This window comes from Planosporangium spinosum (genome assembly GCF_049999945.1).
Classification (GTDB): Bacteria; Actinomycetota; Actinomycetes; order Mycobacteriales; family Micromonosporaceae; genus Planosporangium; species Planosporangium spinosum.
Window position 1 is genome coordinate 47,197 of the sequence record NZ_JBLYUB010000035.1, and the last position, 16,935, is coordinate 64,131.

17 protein-coding genes are annotated in these 16,935 nt (G+C 69.8%); 3 read left to right on the forward strand and 14 right to left on the reverse strand.

The annotated features are described in order from the left end of the window. Positions 1 to 31: 31 nt before the first annotated feature. The 10 genes from ACNTMW_RS30775 to ACNTMW_RS30820 all read right to left on the reverse strand — a co-directional run bounded on the left by ACNTMW_RS30775 (position 32) and on the right by ACNTMW_RS30820 (position 11,046). Positions 32 to 436: a DUF421 domain-containing protein gene (locus tag ACNTMW_RS30775; protein ID WP_426637469.1), complete on the reverse strand. Its 405-nt coding sequence runs from the start codon at positions 434 to 436 to the stop codon at positions 32 to 34. 63 nt (positions 437 to 499) lie between these two features. Continuing rightward, a complete protein-coding gene (locus tag ACNTMW_RS30780; RefSeq protein ID WP_426637470.1) occupies positions 500 to 1,924 on the reverse strand; it encodes a dihydrolipoyl dehydrogenase family protein in 1,425 nt (474 codons plus the stop codon). A gap of 477 nt (positions 1,925 to 2,401) precedes the next feature. Further along, the gene (locus ACNTMW_RS30785; RefSeq protein WP_426637471.1) at positions 2,402 to 5,509 is read right to left on the reverse strand and encodes a S8 family peptidase; all 3,108 of its coding nucleotides are present in this window, start codon (positions 5,507 to 5,509) and stop codon (positions 2,402 to 2,404) included. A 796-nt stretch (positions 5,510 to 6,305) separates the two neighbouring features. Continuing rightward, entirely contained in the window at positions 6,306 to 7,472 is a 1,167-nt protein-coding gene (locus ACNTMW_RS30790) for a hypothetical protein (protein WP_426637472.1), read from the reverse strand. Then, on the reverse strand, positions 7,469 to 7,807 hold the full coding sequence (locus tag ACNTMW_RS30795; RefSeq protein WP_426637473.1) for a PadR family transcriptional regulator: 339 nt from the start codon (positions 7,805 to 7,807) through the stop codon (positions 7,469 to 7,471). Before ACNTMW_RS30795 ends, ACNTMW_RS30790 begins: the two co-directional genes overlap by 4 nt. 11 nt (positions 7,808 to 7,818) lie before the next feature. Beyond that, positions 7,819 to 8,235, reverse strand: a complete 417-nt coding sequence (locus ACNTMW_RS30800; protein ID WP_426637474.1) for a DNA cytosine methyltransferase — start codon at positions 8,233 to 8,235, stop codon at positions 7,819 to 7,821. 77 nt (positions 8,236 to 8,312) lie between these two features. After that, complete coding sequence (locus ACNTMW_RS30805) at positions 8,313 to 9,416, reverse strand: sensor histidine kinase (RefSeq protein ID WP_426637475.1); 1,104 nt, start codon at positions 9,414 to 9,416, stop codon at positions 8,313 to 8,315. Beyond that, positions 9,409 to 10,104, reverse strand: coding sequence for a response regulator transcription factor (locus ACNTMW_RS30810; RefSeq protein WP_426637476.1), 696 nt, complete (start codon positions 10,102 to 10,104; stop codon positions 9,409 to 9,411). The genes ACNTMW_RS30805 and ACNTMW_RS30810 overlap by 8 nt, the downstream gene beginning before the upstream one ends. Positions 10,105 to 10,162: 58 nt before the next feature. Continuing rightward, complete coding sequence (locus tag ACNTMW_RS30815; protein ID WP_426637477.1) at positions 10,163 to 10,816, reverse strand: VanZ family protein; 654 nt, start codon at positions 10,814 to 10,816, stop codon at positions 10,163 to 10,165. A gap of 47 nt (positions 10,817 to 10,863) precedes the next feature. Next, positions 10,864 to 11,046 carry a hypothetical protein gene (locus ACNTMW_RS30820; protein ID WP_426637478.1) on the reverse strand — a complete coding sequence of 61 codons (183 nt, stop codon included), beginning with the start codon at positions 11,044 to 11,046 and terminating at the stop codon, positions 10,864 to 10,866. A 228-nt stretch (positions 11,047 to 11,274) separates the two neighbouring features. On the opposite strand from ACNTMW_RS30820, the gene ACNTMW_RS30825 reads away from it, so the two are divergent. Beyond that, positions 11,275 to 11,730, forward strand: coding sequence for a GNAT family N-acetyltransferase (locus ACNTMW_RS30825; RefSeq protein ID WP_426637480.1), 456 nt, complete (start codon positions 11,275 to 11,277; stop codon positions 11,728 to 11,730). A 170-nt stretch (positions 11,731 to 11,900) separates the two neighbouring features. After that, positions 11,901 to 12,590, forward strand: coding sequence for an IS6 family transposase (locus tag ACNTMW_RS30830; RefSeq protein WP_426637487.1), 690 nt, complete (start codon positions 11,901 to 11,903; stop codon positions 12,588 to 12,590). Between the two features lie 114 nt (positions 12,591 to 12,704). Here the strand turns inward: ACNTMW_RS30830 and ACNTMW_RS30835 are convergent, their stop codons facing one another. From ACNTMW_RS30835 to ACNTMW_RS30845, 3 genes are read right to left on the reverse strand one after another with little or no spacing between them, the layout of a single operon-like run. Then, positions 12,705 to 13,538, reverse strand: coding sequence for a carbohydrate ABC transporter permease (locus tag ACNTMW_RS30835; RefSeq protein WP_426637482.1), 834 nt, complete (start codon positions 13,536 to 13,538; stop codon positions 12,705 to 12,707). Continuing rightward, positions 13,535 to 14,512, reverse strand: a complete 978-nt coding sequence (locus ACNTMW_RS30840; protein WP_426637483.1) for a carbohydrate ABC transporter permease — start codon at positions 14,510 to 14,512, stop codon at positions 13,535 to 13,537. Before ACNTMW_RS30840 ends, ACNTMW_RS30835 begins: the two co-directional genes overlap by 4 nt. A gap of 20 nt (positions 14,513 to 14,532) precedes the next feature. Continuing rightward, the gene (locus ACNTMW_RS30845; protein ID WP_426637484.1) at positions 14,533 to 15,786 is read right to left on the reverse strand and encodes a sugar ABC transporter substrate-binding protein; all 1,254 of its coding nucleotides are present in this window, start codon (positions 15,784 to 15,786) and stop codon (positions 14,533 to 14,535) included. A 213-nt stretch (positions 15,787 to 15,999) separates the two neighbouring features. Here ACNTMW_RS30845 and ACNTMW_RS30850 point away from each other — a divergent pair, with 213 nt between their 5' ends. Beyond that, positions 16,000 to 16,428, forward strand: coding sequence for a LacI family DNA-binding transcriptional regulator (locus tag ACNTMW_RS30850; protein ID WP_426637485.1), 429 nt, complete (start codon positions 16,000 to 16,002; stop codon positions 16,426 to 16,428). A 102-nt stretch (positions 16,429 to 16,530) separates the two neighbouring features. On the opposite strand, the gene ACNTMW_RS30855 is transcribed toward ACNTMW_RS30850, so the two are convergent. Continuing rightward, the coding region (locus ACNTMW_RS30855) for an RICIN domain-containing protein (protein WP_426637486.1) at positions 16,531 to 16,935 on the reverse strand (405 nt) is incomplete at its 5' end.

The following is a 16,935-nucleotide window of genomic DNA, read 5'->3' on the forward strand; positions in this document are numbered from 1 at the left end:
CGGACGGCAGGCGGGGTCCGCGTATGCCATCTCAATGGACGGTCGCGAGGCGCGGTGGACATCGGGCAACAGGTGGATCTTCGCCGCTGCGGCGAAGCTCCGCGTCAAGTACCTTGCCGTCGGCGACCAGCAGCCGTGGCGGGTGGTCGATCAGCCTGGCGAACAGCGGCCGGAAGCGCAGCCGGGCGGTGAGCCGGTGGGCGAGGAGAACCGTTATCAGAGTCGCCGCGCCGGCCAGGTAACCGGCATCGTGCGCATTGGGTACCCGACCGACGATCGCTCCCGCGGCGACGGCTGCGACGAAGTCGAACGCCGACATTTCCGCCAGGGTGCGGCGTTCACCGATGCGGAAGCAGGCCACGGCGGTGACGTAAAGCAGCACGGTCTTGACCACGACCCACCACAGGTCGTGCGGGGATCCGAATACCATCGACACGGCCCGCGCTACCCGATCCGGGTGCACGACAAACGCCGCGCTGCGGTGGATGGCACGCGAGCGTCAGAGGCCGTACTGCTCCAGCAGGCGCAGCCAGACCTCGCTCACGGTCGGGAACGTCGGGACCGCGTGCCACAGCTGGTCGAGGGGGACCTCGGCGTTGACCGCGACGGTGGCCGAGTGCAGCAGGCTGTCCACGTCGGGGGCGACGAAGGTGGCGCCGAGCAGGACCCGGCGGTCTTCGTCGACGACGAGCTTCGCGCGGCCGGTGTAGCCGACGCCGCGGACCTCGGCGCCGGCGACCGAGCCGATGTCGTACTCCACGGTCCGAACGTTGTAGCCGTCGGCGCGGGCCCGGGACTCGGTGCGCCCGACCATGCAGACCTGCGGTTCGGTGAAGACGACCTGCGGGGCACCCCGGTCGTCGGCGGTGTCGCGCAGCCCCGGCGCGTCGTCGGGCCGGCCGGCGGCCCGGGCCGCGATCACGTCGCCGCATACCCGGGCCTGGTACTTGCCCATGTGGGTGAGCAGGTTACGGCCGTTGACGTCGCCGACGGCGTACAGCCAGCCGTCGGGCACGGCGGTGGCCCGCATGCTGTTGTCGACCTCGATCGGGCCGTGTGGTCGCAGGCCGATGGTCTCCAGGCCGATGTCGTCCACCGCCGGCCGGCGGCCGGTACCGAGGAGAACCTCATCGGCGTCGATCTGTGTGCCGTCGTCGGTGTGGACGGTCACCGGCCCACCTGGCACCGGCCGTTCGACCCGCGCGGCCTGGCGGCCGAAGCGCACGTCGATGCCGAACTCCCGCATCGACGCCGCGACCAGGTCGCCGGCGAACGGCTCGGCCCGCTCGAGCAGGCGGTCGCGGCGTACGAGCATCGTCGTCGCTACAGCGCCGAGGGAGTGCAGTGCCTGGGACATCTCGCAGGCCACCGGCCCGGCACCGATCACGATCAGCCGCTTGGGTACCTGCTGGACCTGCGTGGCCTCCCGGTTGGTCCACGGCCGTGCCTCCCGCAGCCCGGGCACGCTGGGGATCGCGGGGTCGCTGCCGGTGGCGACGACGACGGCGTGCCGGGCCCGCAGCGTCCGGGGGCCGCCGTCCGGGGTGCTCACCTCGACCCGCAGGGGCCCGGCCAGGCGTCCGTGGCCCCGTACGAACGTCGCCGGGAGGTTGTCGACCCAGCTCACGTTGTGGCTGTCGTCGAGGTGGGACACGGTGGCGTCGCGGCGGGCCAGCACCGCGGCGGCGTCGATCGGGCCGCGCAGTTCCAGTCCCGGCATCCGGTCCACCTCGGCCGCCAGCTCCATCGGCCACAGTAGGGCCTTGCTCGGGATGCACGCGTAGTACTCGCATTCGCCGCCGGCCAGGCGCTCCTCGACGACGGCCGCGGTCAGGCCGCCCCGTACGGCGCGCGCGGCGGCGGTCAACCCGACCGGTCCCGCCCCGATCACGATCACGTCGAAGGCATCGTTGTCGTCCGCCATGGCATCCCTCCGGCGCTGAAGGTCACGTCACCGGGTGACCTCCCCAGCAGGGTGGCGATTGAACCGGTGATCTCGAACGGCCACCGTTTCCCCGGCACCGGATCTACCGCAGAGTGTTCACGTCGCGCCGTGCGTCGACAGAACCCGACCGATCACCTGCGTGGCCGTCGCCGGTGACGCACGGATACCGTGCAGCGCCCGGTTGTCCAGCCCGGCCGTCGGCTCGGCGGGCCCCGTCGGTCGTCTCGGTCAGCCGTCGGGCAGCGCGTACCGGTGGACGCGAGGTGACCGCCGAGCGCCTTCTCGGCCGCGGCCGCCGCGTCGAGCAGCGGTTGCGGGTCTGTCGGCGTCGCGGCGCCGTAGGACAGCGGGTCGGCCTGATCGGCGAATACTCGCAGGCCGCGTAGTACCGCCTCCGGGTAACGGCAGCGGCGGCCACCTCGACTGGTCGAGGCGGCCGCCGCTGATTGTTGGTTGTTACTTCCGGACGGAGATGAGCTGCGCCTCGTCGGTGCTGCGGTTGTCGTGGCTGACGACCATCAGGCCGAGGGCCGGCGACTTCGCGAACTCGGTGGCGTTCAGGGTCACCTTCTCCGTCGCCGACTTGTTCGGCTTGACGGTGTCGAACATGCCGGTGCTGACCGCCGGCGTGAACGCGTTGAAGGTGGCCGTGCCGTCAACCGTGTCCGACGTGTTGTCGGTCAGGCCGAACGACGTGACGTGGTAGCGCAGCCGCGGGTTGTCCTTCGACAGGCACGGCGAGCCGGCGTCGCAGAGCTGGCTGGTCAGGACCGGCAGCACGATTGTGCTGCTGTCGTATGGCGCGTCGGCGAGGAACTCGATCGAGCCGGCGCCCGTGTGCAGGTTGAACACGGCCGTGGCCATCCGGCCGTCGTTCGAGCCGGACGTGGTCGCGCCGTAGTCGACGCCGACGACGTCGTAGTCGTCGACCCCGTCGCCGTTCACGTCGACGTACACGTCGAACTCGTTCGCCGCCGCGTTCGACCAGCGGTGGTAGGTGCTGATCGCGAACGCCAGGCCACCGTCGAAGGCCTGCGCGCCGACCGCGCGGACGTCGTTGGAGCCGAGGCCCTTGTCCTTGCCGTCGGTCAGACCCCAGGCGTACCAGTCGGCCGTACCGGTGGTCGCGCCCTTCTTGTTGGTCACGGTCGCGGTCGCGGTACCCGTACGCGCCAGCTGCTTGGTGTCGATCTCCGTGTTGATGGTGGAGACCGCCTGCGGCACCAGGTAGTACGGAACCGACAGGGCGACGCCGTTGTTGCCGCCGTTCTTCGGCGTGAACCGGACCAGGCCGGCCACGTCGTTGAACGTGCTCGAGTCGCCGGCGGTGGCCGCAGGGACGCGCAGCGTGACCTGCACCTCGGTGTCACCGCGAGCGGGGACCGTCACCTGGGACCTGTCGAACCCGATGGTGTGCGGGCTGCCCGCGTCCCGGGCGGTGGACACGGTGAACGTGGCCGGCTTGTCGCTGAAGTTGCGCAGCTTGACGGTCTTCTTGACGTTGTAGTCCTTGTCCAGTTCCGCGAAGCCGTAGTTCAGCGTCGCCGTGCCCTTGTCGCCCTCTGCGACGACCTGGGTCTGGGTCGCGCCGACCGCCTGGATCAGCCCGGAACCGGCGACCCGCGTGGTGTAGCCGGCCACCTTGCCCGAGTCGGCCGTGTTCACGATCGCGGCCTTCCAGTACTGGACCTTCTTCCACGTCGGGTGGGCCTGGCGGACCAGCGCGGCCATACCCGCGGTGTGCGGCGCCGCCATCGAGGTACCCGAGAGCACCTCGAAGTCGTTGCCGGTGCCGACGCCGGCCGAGGCGATGCTTACACCGGGCGCGGTCACGTCCGGCTTGAGCCAGCTGTCACCCGTGCGCGGGCCACCCGAGGTGAAGTCCGCCGGGGCGAGGTAGGTCGGGTTGTCGAGGTTGAACGCGGAGAGCGACGCGGTGCCGCCATCCGCCGCGACGAGCTTGGCAGCGTCGCTGCTCTTGACGCCGAGGAACGGGATGGTGACGGTGTACGCCTCGCCGGTGTCCGGGTTGCTCGTGATCGGACCCTCGAAAGGCGGCAGGCTGTTCGAGGTGTTCACCATCAGGACCGCTGCCGCGCCGGCCTGCTGGCCGTAGATGGCGCGGGAAACCCGACCGCAGGTGCCGCGCTGGACGACGACCAGCTTTCCGGTCACGCCCGCGTTGACGTACTCCTGCGGGTCGCAGCCGAGCGAGATACCGCCGCTCGGCGTCTTCAGCACCTTCACCGGCAGCGGGGTGCTGGGCAGGGCGGAGCCGTTCGCGTCGATCGCGTCGACGGTGGTGCCGGTGCTCAGCGCCACGTGCGCGCCCGGGAAGCTCGGCGTCGGGTCGTTCGCGGCCACGCTGATCACGCCGGTGCCGGAGGCCGGCGAGCCGGTGATGTACGGGTTCTGGCCGGAGTTGCCGGACGACGCCACGACGATGACGCCGTCGTGGGCGGCGTTCGCGGCGGCCACCGCGCTCGGGTCGTCAGCGGTGCCGAAGGGCGAGCCCAGCGACATGTTGATGACGTCCATGCCGTGGTCGACCGCCCAGTCGATCGCGTCGACGGTGACGTCCGTGGAGCCCTGGCAGCCGAACACGCGGATCGAGTACAGGTCGGCCTTGGGCGCGACGCCCGGCCCGACCTTCCACGAGTTGCTGCTGACCGTCGTGGCGTTGTACGGGCCGTGGTACGTCGTACCGTCGGCGAGCACGCCGGAGCCGACCGAGGTGCCGGCCACGTGCGTGCCGTGCCCGTTGCAGTCGAGCGGGTTCGGGTCCGGGTGCGGTACCGGCTGGTAGTCAGGGCTGGTCGGGTCGGCGTTGTAGCTGTCACCGACGAGGTCGATGCCGCCCTTGACCTTGGGCGCGTTCGGACCGAACAGCGCGGGGTCGGCCGGCGCGGTCTCCGTCGCGTGCGCCTTCTGGTACGCCTCGGGCGTGCCCGGACCACCGAAGTCGGCGTGGGTGTAGTCGATACCGGTGTCGATCACCGCGACCTTGATGCCCTCGCCGTGGAAGCCGGCGAGGCCCGCCCACGCTTCCGGCGCGCCGATGAGTGGAACGCCCTTGGTGTTGTCCGGCTTCATCGTCTGGATCCGGTGCACCGCCACCACGTTCGGCACGCTCAGCAGCGACGCCGCCTGGCGCTCCGACATGCGCACCTTGACGCCGTTGTACGCGGACTGGTAGTTGCCGAGCACGGTGCCGCCGAGCTCGCGGACGCGCTGCTCGACAGGGGTCTGCTGCGATCTCAACTGGTTCTTGTGCGCCTGCTTCTCGCCGCTGGTCAGCGGCGCGGGCGCGTCGGCGTCCGTGACGGCGACCGGGTCGCCGGCCAACTGCACCATCAGGGTGGCCTGCGCGTTGCTCAGGCCCAGCGGCCGATGGGCGACGGTCGAGCCGGGAGGCGCCGGCGTGAACTGATGGGCGGGGGTGGCGGCGTCCGCCGGTGAGGCGGCGCCGAGCGCGGCGAGGCTCGTGGCCACGAAACCGATGCCGGCGAGACGGATGCCTCGCCGGGTGTCCGCTGCGAAACGCAGGACACGTCTGGAACTCATCTCAACTCCTCCCACGCCCGCTTGATGCGGGGCGGTTACTGACTTCTACACGTGATGGACGTCGATTACTAGTCACCGCGCGGGTATTTAAGTGCGGCGATGATCTGCATCGAACGTGTAGGCGCCAGAACGTCGTCCGTGCGGTTGAGCTGGGGGTTCGTGGGCTGGTACCTGCCGGGATGATCGGCGAGTGGCACTGCGACCGATCGGGCTCCCCGCTATGTCAAGAGACGGCGAGGGCAGGTGTTCCAGGGTGGGTGTCGGCGGGTCCTGGAAATAACTGTTCCGAAGAGATGACCCCGGGGATTGGGTCAGCCGCGCCGGATTGCAGAGCCGCTCCCCGTTGTCCTCCCGGGCCCGTCCTCGCCGTCGTGGTGTCCTACGGTGACCGACTGTGCCGAGGCCGGCTGGTCCTCGCAGGCAAGAGGTTCAGTCGCTCTGCGGCGGCGGCCGCACGCGCGCCGACGTTCATCGACGCGCGGCCTGTCCCGCAGTCAATCATGACGATGAATGGACCGGATCACGCTCGCCTTCGGTGCATCACAGCTGGCGCGTTTGTCGCTCGCCGGATAGCGGCGATGACACCGCTCGTCGAATCAACCTGCGAGTCGTTGCCGGACCGAGGAACGACAAGGTCCTGTCCCGGGCGACGGCGAGATTGTTCCCAAGCAGCCCGGCCAGGCGCCGCACCGAGCGCCGGCACGCGCCGGCTTGGCCCGGACGCGTCCGATGTGCCGCGGCGGCTGGTCTTTCCCGGGTATCGACTGACTGGCAGCGAACCGTCCCAACGGGTCCGTCACGCACTCTCGGGGAGGCCATCGGGTCGGGTGGCGGCCGGTGGGTAGCGGAGGTGGCCGCGCAGGGCGCCGAGTGCGGCCCCGGTGAGCGGCACGATCAGCAACGCGATGGTCCCGTCGCCGGCCCCGTTGACGCTCTCCTGGAAGTAGTACTCGTGGCGCAGGTTGATGGGGATGACGATGGTGCTCGGCTCGCAGGTGGGGCAGGTGCCATCACCGGCGGCTTGTTGCGGCCCGGTGAAGTGCTGGGGCAGTAGCGCGATCGTCAGGGTGGTGAACAGGGCCACCAGGATGGCCGCGGTGGCCATGGCGCCGGTGGTGGCCAGCAGGGCCTGCCGGGCCGGGGTGAGGATGCCGGGTCGGGTGTCGCGGTCGGCCAGGCGGGTGGCCGCGGCGTGCACGGTCACGGGGACGGCCAGCGCGGCCAGGACGAAGCAGGCGAGCACCAGGTAGTCCGCGACGACGACAGGTCCGCCGTGCAGGGAGTGGGCGGCGGTCTCGGCCGTGTCGTTGATGCCGAAAGGTGCCAGCGGGTAGAGCACCCCGGCGGTCAGTGCCCCGACGCCCAGCGCGGTCGGCAGGACCCGGCGGGTGAACTGGACGCGGCGGGAGGTCAGGATGAGCAGTCCGGCCACGTAGCCGGCGAGGATCAGCAGGAACCCGACGTCCATCGCCCAGATCGGGAGGATGACGGGGAAGTACCCGCCGAGTTGACTGCCGATGCGCTGCTGAACGGCGGTGGCGGCGATCAGCGCGAGTACCACCGCGTACCCACCTACCCGGACCGCCGGAGGCCTCCAGCCCGGGCGTACCGGCCCGACGTAGCGGCGCACCAGCAGTGGGAGGCCGGCCAGCAGGACCAGCGTGCCCACCACGTACATCCGGTTGACCGGGGTGGCGGAGTTCGTCGACGCCCCCGGCCAGGCGATCCACACCAGCCCCACCGCCCCGGCCGTGAAGGCCAGCGCCTGGATGATCCGAGTCATGAGTACCTCTCGTGCCACCAGCCACAGTCCACCACCCAGCCAGGCCAGCCGGGCCGAGGAGGTGGGCTGGTGGTCGGTCTCGGCCAGCAGGGCGTGCACCCAGTCGCGGCGGTGTTCGCCCAGCAGCCCGGCCAGGCCCCGTATCAGACCGGCCATCATCCGCACCACTCGGTCCATCACGCGCCGCCCTCCGTCGACAGTCGTCGTCGGGCCGCCCGTCCGGCCGCGGGTTGCCGCTTGGGTGCCGCCTGGGCCAGCGCCGTGCGGGCGGCGACCAGACCGTCGGAGGTCAGCCGGTACAGGTGTCGGCGTGGGCGTCCGGCCGGCTGCTCGTCCTCCCAGCGCGCCTCGATCAGCCGCCGCTCGGCCAACCGGATCAGGATCGGATACAACGTGCCCGACGCCAGCCCGGTCTGTTTGGCGACGAGGTACCCGTGCAGCCACGCGGTAGGGTCCGCCTCCAGCGCGGCCAGCACGGACAACGTCTGGGCGGAGAACTTCGGACGATCAGCCACGACACCGCACTCTACCTAGGTAGACACATGGTGTCCATCACCCGGTGAGTGCCCCAATGATTCGGCCACGACCCATCGAATCCGCAAGATACGTCTGACCAGATTCGAAGCGCGCGAACGGCGTCCACGACGCATCGCCAGAGGTTGGACTGCGCGCCGGTGATGCCGGCCCGCTTGCCCGCGTTCGAGATGTCCGTCCCCGGGAACCCGGCGGTGAGGACGTCGACCGGTTCGGCGGCTGCCCGGTCGACTGCGCGGACGTCGCCGCTGCCGGCAGCAGAAGCGTGGTGTTCTGCACGCCGGCACTTCTTTCGGGTGGTTGGGACTGTTGTAGTTGGTGTTCTGGGGCGTTCCCAGCGTGCCAAGCAAGGGGCTATGCAGAGCCAGGTACGCCAGACGTACGAAAGGGTGCAACGCCGGCTCGACACCTCGACGGGCCAGCTCTGCAGCGGCCATCGGGTCGTTGAGGGCGCCAGCCCGAACGAGGCCCCGCTCGGGGAGGATCCTATGGCGTGCCGGGAAGCCGGACCGTGACCAGGAGACCGCCGGCGGGGCCGGGGACGAGGTCGAGGGTCCCGTCGTGGGCGCGGACGATGCTGTGCACGATGGCCAGGCCGAGACCGACGCCGGCGTGCCCGTCGGTGCGTACCCGTTCCGTTCCCCGCTGGAACGGTTCGGTGAGGGTCGGCACCAGTTCGAGGGGGAGTCGACGACCCGTGTTCTCGACCCGCAGCACGCTCGTGTCGCCGTGCGCCTCGGTGTGGACCGTCACGGTGCCGTCGGCGGGGAGGTTGTGGACGATGGCGTTCTGGACGAGGTTCGTCACCATCCGCAACAGGAGTTCGGCGGAGCCGCTGGTACGGGCCGCCCCGCCGGTGACGTCCAGCGTGATCCGGCGCTGTTCGGCGAGGGGGAGCAGCGTCTCGGCGGCTTCTTCGGCGATGAGGGAGAGGTCGACGTTCTCGCGGGTGAAGTCTCCGCGCTCGCCGCGGCTGAGCAGCAGGAGGGCCTCGGTGAGGTCGATCGCCCGCGTATTGGCAGCGTGTAGGCGTTCGATGAGTTCGTCCCGGTCCTGAGTGGGGTCCTGGCGGGCGACGTCGAGGAGCGTCCGCGAGATCGCCAGCGGGGTGCGCAGTTCGTGGGAGGCGTTCGCGGCGAACCTCTGCTGCTCGACGACGTGGGATTCGAGTTGTTCGAGCATCGAGTCGAACGCGTCGGAGAGTTCACGGAATTCGTCCCGGCGACCCGGCAAGCGAATCCGGTGGGACAGCGACCCGTTCCCGGCCATCCGGGCCGCATCCGTGATCTGTGCGAGTGGTGCGAGCATCCGGCCGGCGAGAATCCACCCCCCGACGAGGCCGAACGCCAGCAGGAAGGCCAGCACCGCGGCTACCCTCGGCGCGAAGACGTGCAGGAGGCTGGACCGCACGGGAAAAACATCGGCAGCGGGGATGTCAGTGGAGCCGGGGACGATGAGCGCACGGCCGGGGACGTACCGCAGGAGGAACACCCACACCGTCGCGAGCAGCAGGACGCCGGCAAGCATGAGGAAGCCGGCGTAGCTGAGGGTGAGCTTGACGCGAACGCTCAACCCAGGTGCCCTATCCACGCCCGCCTCCCTCGTGTCCGGCCTCTGGTCGCGTGTCGATGCGGTAGCCGACGCCCGGCACGGTGGCGATGATCCATGGTTCGCCGAGCCGTTTGCGCAGCGCGGAGACGGTGATACGCACGGCGTTGGTGAGCGGGTCGGCGTTCTCGTCCCAGGCCCGTTCCAGCAGCTCTTCGGCGCTGACGACCCCGCCCTCGGCGGCGACGAGAACGTCCAGCACGGCGAACTGCTTGCGGGTGAGCGCGACGTAGCGGCCGTCGCGGAAGACCTCGCGGCGGAAGGGGTCGAGCCGCAGGCCCGCGATCTCGTGGACCGGGGGCCGCGCGTACCCGCGCCTGCGGTCGAGCGCCCGCAGCCGCAGCACGAGCTCCCGCAGCTCGAACGGTTTGGTGAGGTAGTCGTCGGCGCCCAGCTCGAACCCGGAGGCCTTGTCGTCGATCCGGTCGGCCGCGGTGAGCATGAGGATCGGGATGCCGCTGCCGGACGCGACGATGCGCCGGGCGACCTCGTCGCCGGACGGGCCGGGGATGTCGCGGTCGAGGACCGCGAGGTCGTAGGAGTTGACGCTGAGCAGTTCCAAGGCGGCATCGCCGTCGCCGGCGATGTCGGCGGCGATCGCCTCCAGCCGCAGACCGTCACGGACGGCTTCGGCCAGATACGGCTCGTCCTCCACGATCAGTACGCGCATGCCAGAAGCCTATAAGCAGCACAAAGTATCGCCAACGTACGCACAAAGGACACGCGACTCAGCCTGCCGGTGCCGGCGCCGGGCGAGACTGGTCCGACGGCACCTCCGTAGTGGTGCGCCACCAGCGGCGCGACGCCAGCCCGGCCAGCACGGCGCCGGCCGCGTTGACCAGGACATCATCCACCGACGACACCCGATCCAGCCGCAGGACGTACTGCGCGGTCTCGACCAGGACCGAGCAGCCTGCCCCGAGCGCCAGAATCCGCGGCACGGACGCCAGCGCCGCGAACCGCATCGGGGCGAAGAACCCCAGCGCCGCGAAGATCAGCAGGTTGCCGCCGATCCCGACCGGCCCCATCGTGACCAGGTCCCGCAGCGGGACCAGACTCACCCGGCCGGGGACGATGCCGGCCCCCGGACCCGGCATCATGGTCAGCCATACCATCGGCACCGTCCCGTAGACCATGCCCACCTCGGCCAGCGACACTCGCCACGCCGAGGTGACGCCGGCGGCACGCCGAACGCTCGCCAGAGCCCACACCACCAGCGTGGCCAACGGCAGCCCGACCAGCATCATGAGCACCACACCGTTATCCGTGTCGTAGCAGCCGTGCCACCGCCCGGCCATGCACCTCGGAGCGGACATCATGAGCGGCCGTCGCACCACGAACGCGGCGCACGCCATGCCGAGGATCGCCAGGCTCAGGAGCACGATCCTGCGCGTACGGCGGGACGGTGCTGACCGGGATTCGCTGTGGTTCACGCCCCCATCGAAGCCGGAGGGCCGTTGCGGTGGCGTATGCGATTTTCCATACGTCCGCGATACACGGAATGCCCGGCGTCGTCGTCCGGCACCTCGGCCGCGACCAACGTGGCCAGGCCGCCCCATGTGATCAGCCGCCGACGGTCGATGCCCTGTGCCGAATCCGATTCCATGATCACGGTCCCTTCCCAGTCGACAAACCTGGTGCTGACGGGGATGCGCTGTGGTCCATGCCTCCACCGAAGACGGAAGACTGTTGCGGTGGCGTATGCATTTTTCGATACGCCCGCGATACACGTTCCGGGAAGATCACTGGTCGTCGTAGGCCGTGGCGATCTCGCGTGCAACCGCAGCCGATGGCTGGCTTTGCCTACGTGCGATTGATCGACAGCCGTTAGAGTAGTCCAGTGCTGGTGCGTGACTATCGACCTGAAGATCGCGACGCGCTCCTCAAACTCGCTGGTCGGCTGACCATCGGGGTAGCGTCCTGGCGGGACGCCGGCGCGGTCGCGCGGGCGGTGCACGAATGGGTCGTCGGGTCGATCGACGACGCGATCCAGGAACGCGGATGCGTGTTCGTGGCGGTCGTCGACGATGAGGTGGTCGGCTTTGTCAGCGTTGGGGAACGGCGTCACTGGGCCGGTGCCCTCGATGCCTATGTCGGCGAGTTGGTGACCGCCGAGAGCGCCGAGGGGCGCGGGGTGGGACGTGCATTGCTGGCACGCGCTGAGCAGTGGGCGCGTGAGCGCGGCTACCAGCGAATCACGCTGGAGACCGGCGCCCGCAACGCCCGCGCGTTACGGCTCTACGAGCACCTCGGCTGGGAGCCCGAGGACGTCCGGTTGAGCAAGCCGCTCACCTAATACTCCAGTGACACTTCGGGATTCGGCCGTCTGGAGGGGCAGCACGCGGACGGCCACTGCGTGATCATCGATGGTTTGTGAGGACAACCGAAGAGGCACTGTTGCATTGAGCGTTGGCGTGATCGAGGCAGGCTTGGGCTGTGAAGTCGTCGGGTCGTCCTCGCCCCTGGTTGCCGCCGACTTCGGCGTTCGCCGGGTTCCGGTTCCTACCGGAAGTGATCGTCGTCGCGGTGCGCTGGTATCTGCGGTTCAATTTGTCCTACCGCGACGTCGAGGAACTGCTGGTCGAGCGTGGCGTCGAGGTGGATCACGTCACCGTGTATCGGTGGGTGCAGCGGTTCACCCCGCTGCTGGTCGACGCTGCCCGGTTCTGCCGGCACTCGCCGGGTGACCGGTGGCACGTCGACGAGACCTACGTCAAAGTCAACGGAGTCTGGCGCTACGTCTACCGGGCGGTCGACCAGTACGGGCAGGTCATCGACGTGCTCGTCTCGGCACGCCGCGACGCCGACGCGGCCCGGCGGTTCTTCCGACGAGCGCTATCGGCGTTGAAGGTGACGCCCAGCGAGGTGGTCACCGACGCCGCCGCGGTCTACCCCGGCGTCCTGGACGAGTTGATCCCGTCGGCCTGGCACCACGTCGAGCAGTACGCCAATAATCCGATCGAGGCTGATCACAGCCAGCTGAAACACAGGCTGAGACCGATGCGCGGGCTACGAGCGGACCAGACAGCACAAGTGATCATCACCGGACACGCCTTCATGCAGAACCTTCGCCGCGGCCACTACGAACTCGCCGTCGACGCCCCACCGGCCCTGCGGATCGCCGTCGCGTTCACCGAACTCGCCCAAGCGATCTGACCGCCGACCGGGCGCGGGTTCAACACGTCTGCCGGTTCCACAACGCAACGGCGCCAGGCGAGCCCCACAGGCTGCTCTCGCTTTCTCTCGTGGTGTCTTCGTTCCCGGTGATCGTCAGTCCTTGACGGCGCCGGTCGTGGCGCCGGCGGTGATGTAGCGCTGCGCGACGACGAGCAGCGCGACCGCGGGGACGGAGGCCACGACGGCGGTGGCCATGATGGCGTTCCACTGTTGGTTGTTGTTGCCGATGTAGTGGTAGATGCCCAGGGTGATCGGCTGGTGGGTGCCGCCGGAGTCGAGGGTGCTGGCGAAGACGAAGTCCGACCAGGACCACAGGAAGGCGAACAGTGAGACGGTGATGGTGGCGTTGCGGCTGACCGGGAGCACGACGGACCGGAACGTGCGCAGGTGGCCCGCGCCGTCGACCGTGGCGGCCTGGACCAGCTCGTCGGGGATGCCGGACATGAAGGCGGTGTAGACGAGCACGCCGAACGGCACGGCGATGGTGGAGTCCGCCACGACGAGGCCGCCGACGCTGTTCAGCACGCCGAGGCGGAGGTAGACGGCGTAGCAGCCCATGGCCATCACGATGCCGGGGATCATCTGCGCGAGCAGCAGCACGAAGCCGAGCGCACCGCCGCCGCGCGGCCGCAGCTTCGCCAGTGAGTACCCGGCGGGGGCCGCGAGGGCGAGGGTCAGCGCCACGGTCCCGAGGCCTACGACGAGGCTGGTCCCCAGGTACGGCAACTGTTGGTGCAGCACGGCCCGGTAGCCGGCGATCGTGCCGTGGACGGGGAACCAGGAGGGCGGGGTGCGCCGCATGTCGGTGTCGCGGGTGAAGGAGACGTTGACCATCCAGTAGACCGGGAACAGCATGACGGCGGTCAACAACAGCCCGACGGCCGTCTGCCACCGGGTGGTGCGGCGGGCCGTCACGACGCGGCTCATGGCCGGCCCTGCCGTCGCTGGACGCGGATGTAGCCGAGGCCGAGGGCGACGGCGATGAGGATCAGGAGGTTGCCGACCGCGGCGCCGGGGCCGAACTCGGGCAGCAGGTTGCCGAAGCCGAGCCGGTACGACCAGGTCGCGAACGTTGTCGACGAGTCGCTGGGCCCGCCGCGGGTCATCACCCAGATGATGTCGAAGACCTTCAGGGTGTAGATGAAGCCGAGCAGCAGCGTGATCGCGGAGACCGGGCGCAGCAGCGGGAACGTGACGCGACGGAACTTCTGCCAGCCGGTGGCGCCGTCGAGCGCGGCGGCCTCGTCGACCTCGGCCGGGATGGCCTGCAGGCCGCTGTAGAGGATCACCAGGTTGAACGGGACTCCGATCCAGATGTTGGCGACGATGACCGACGCCAGCGACCAGCCGGGCGCGGTGAGCCAGTTGACCGGGGCGACGCCGATGCCGCGCAGCACCGCGTTCACCGCTCCGGATTCGCTGTTGAGCAGCCACGACCAGGTGGAGGCGGACACGATCAGCGGGAGCAGCCAGGGCACCAGGAACAACGCCCGTAGCGCGGTCGACAGCCGGAAGTGCCGGTTGAAGAAGACGGCCAGAGCCAGGCCGAGAGCGAACTGGGCGGTGATCGACGCCAGCGTGAACACCAGCGTGTGGGTGAGCGCCGGCAGGAACGTCGGGTCGTCGATCACCTTCCGGTAGTTGGCCAGGCCGGTGAACGGTGCGTCGCCCCGCACGAACGAGCGGACGGTGTAGTCGCGCAGGCTCAGGTCCAGGTTCCGGTACAGCGGATAGGCGTAGAACAGCAGCAGGTACACCACGACCGGGGCGCAGAACGCCCAGGCCGCCGCCTGCGCCCGCCGTTGCCGGTCGCGACGTGGCCGGCCGTGCCGGGTCCGCGATGGGGCCGGTGTGCCCGCATCACGGGCCGTGGTCGCGGCCGGCGCCTGGATCGTTCTCACGTACGGCCTGCCTCCGCTGTCTATTTCGTGGCCGTCGACGCGGTCTGCTGCGCGGCGGTGAGCGCCGCCTGGGGCGTCTTCGAACCCGAGAGGGCGGCCTGGAAGGCGTTCCACAGCGGCTGGGAGATCTTCGGGTACTTCGTGCCGAGGTTGTCGCCGGTGCGGCCCTTCGCGACCGCGACCGCGTCCACCCACACCTTCAGCTCCGGGTTCGCCGCGACCTGCTTGTCCTGTACGGCCGTGACGGGCGCGACGTAGGACAGCGTCGTGTCGGTGCTGTAGAGGTTGTCGGGGTTGGCCAGGCAGGACACGATCTTCTCGGTGGTGGCGTACCGGGCGGAGGCCTTCTGCGCCGGTACCGTGACGAACTCGCCGCCGGTGGGCGCCGGTGCCGTGCCGCCACTGCGGGCCGGAATCGGGATGATCCCGTACTCGAAGCCGGTCTTCTTGGCGTTCGCGAGCTGCCAGGTGCCGTTCTCGGCGAACGCGTACCCGCCGCTCGCGAACTCCTGCCAGCTCGTGGTCTGGGTGTTGGTGATGACCGAGTTGGGCGCGTACCCCTGCCCCAGCCAGTCCGCCCACAGGTTGAGGGCGGCCACCGCCGGTGGCGAGTCGAGCCGGGTCAGCTGCGCGCCGGCACCCCAGAACCAGGGCAGGAACTGGAAGGTGCCCTCCTCGGTGCCGATCGCGGAGAATGTGATGCCCTTCTTGCCGGCCGCCTTCACCTTGGCCAGCGCGGCCGTCAGCGACGCCCAGTCCGTGACGGTCGCCGGGTCGACGCCGGCCGCCTGGAGGACCTGCTTGTTGTAGTACAGCGCGAGGGTGTTCGCGCCGATCGGGATGCCGTAGGTCCGGTCGCCGGCCTGACCCGCGGCCAACAGGTTGGGCAGTACGCCCGAGGTGTCGATCTTGTTGTCGCCCGTGGTGGTGAGCACCCCGGCCTCGGCCAGCGTCGAGACCACCGGATTGTCGACGATGAGCACGTCCGGGGAGGTACCCTGCTGCGCCGCGAGCAGCGCCTTGCTGGTGAGGTCGGTGGTGTCGAAGCTGGTCCGTTTCACGGTCACGCCGGCTTCCGAGCCGCACTTCTTCGTCAGTTGCACCCAGGACGACGAGTCGTCGAACTGCGGGTACGGGTCCCAGAGGGTATAGGTGCCGTCGGCGGTGCTGCTCGCCCCTGAGCCCGGCGACGAGGAGCAGGCGGTGAGGCCGGCGGCTACCGTGAGAGCGGCCAGGGCGGCGAGTGTGCGCCTCGGTAAGGGACTTCTCTTCACCGGGATGCCTCCAGAAACGTCCGGTGTCCGCGACGCGGACTCGCCGGTTGAGGTGGTGTGTCGAGGTGGTCGAACCGATTCGCTGATGTGATTCGACAGACAATAGGTCTGGCTCGATGAAGGGTCAATACTCGACGGGCCGCCGTTGACAGCTGAAGCGGCCCGGATCTCGCCTTCTGCCGAATCGATTCGACATCATGGACGGGAGCGCGGATGACCATCGGGGGGGACCGCCGGCGAGCCGGGGTGTCGCGCCGCACGGTCTCGTACGCGCCGAGCGGCAAGCGGGCGTTCTCCGGGGCGACCCGCCGGCGCGTCCAGGACGTGATCGAAGAGCTCAACCTCCGTCCGAACGCGAGCGCCCGCGCCCTCAAGGACGGCCGCACCCGTACCAACGGCCTGGTCATCCCACCGGCGCAACGACGCCTGACCGACATGCAGGGGGCTTTGTCGCGCGCGTGGCGGAAGCAGCCGCCCAGGCCGACGTGGACGTGCTGTGCTGCTGTCGCCGTCCGGCGGCGACCACGAGCGATCCTTCGAGCGGGTCATCGGCGGACGCCGGGCCGGCGGCGTCTTTCATGGAACTCCGCCTCGAGGGCGCGAGGGTCGCCCGGTTGCCGCAGGCGGGCCTGCCGTTCGTGACCATCGGCCATGCCGCGGATCATCCGGGCCCGCGGTCTGTGGTCGGGTGTGCTGTCGCCCCGCTCGCGCGTCGGCGCCAGCACACCCGGGGGTGGCGCAGGGTCAGTTGCGTAGGGTCCATTGCTGGTTGGAGCCGCCGTTGCAGGCCCAGAGCTGGATCTTGGTGCCGTTGGCGGTGGCGGCGCCGGCGGCGTCCAGGCACAGTCCGGACTGCACGCCGGTGATGGTGCCGTTGGCGTTGAGGTTCCACTGCTGGTTGGTCTGGCCGTTGCAGTCCCAGATGATGACCGCGGTGCCGTTGGCGGCGCCCTGCCCGTTGGCGTCCAGGCACTTGCTGCCGTACACCTGCAGTTGCCTGCCCGAGGTGTAGGTGAAGCGCTGGTTGGACCCGCCCCGGCAGTCGTAGAGCTGCGCCTGGGTGCCGTTGGTCGTGCTGGCGCCCGGCACGTCGACACACCGTCCGGACCCGCCACCGACGATCTCGACGTTCTGCTGGCCGCCGCTGCC

Excerpts from the sequence above, each read along its gene's own strand:
- ACNTMW_RS30780 (WP_426637470.1), bottom strand. The coding sequence starts at position 1,924 with ATGGCGGACGACAACGATGCCTTCGACGTGATCGTGATCGGGGCGGGA.
- ACNTMW_RS30785 (WP_426637471.1), bottom strand. The coding sequence starts at position 5,509 with ATGAGTTCCAGACGTGTCCTGCGTTTCGCAGCGGACACCCGGCGAGGC.
- ACNTMW_RS30810 (WP_426637476.1), bottom strand. The coding sequence starts at position 10,104 with ATGCGCGTACTGATCGTGGAGGACGAGCCGTATCTGGCCGAAGCCGTC.
- ACNTMW_RS30835 (WP_426637482.1), bottom strand. The coding sequence starts at position 13,538 with ATGAGCCGCGTCGTGACGGCCCGCCGCACCACCCGGTGGCAGACGGCC.
- ACNTMW_RS30850 (WP_426637485.1), top strand. The coding sequence starts at position 16,000 with ATGACCATCGGGGGGGACCGCCGGCGAGCCGGGGTGTCGCGCCGCACG.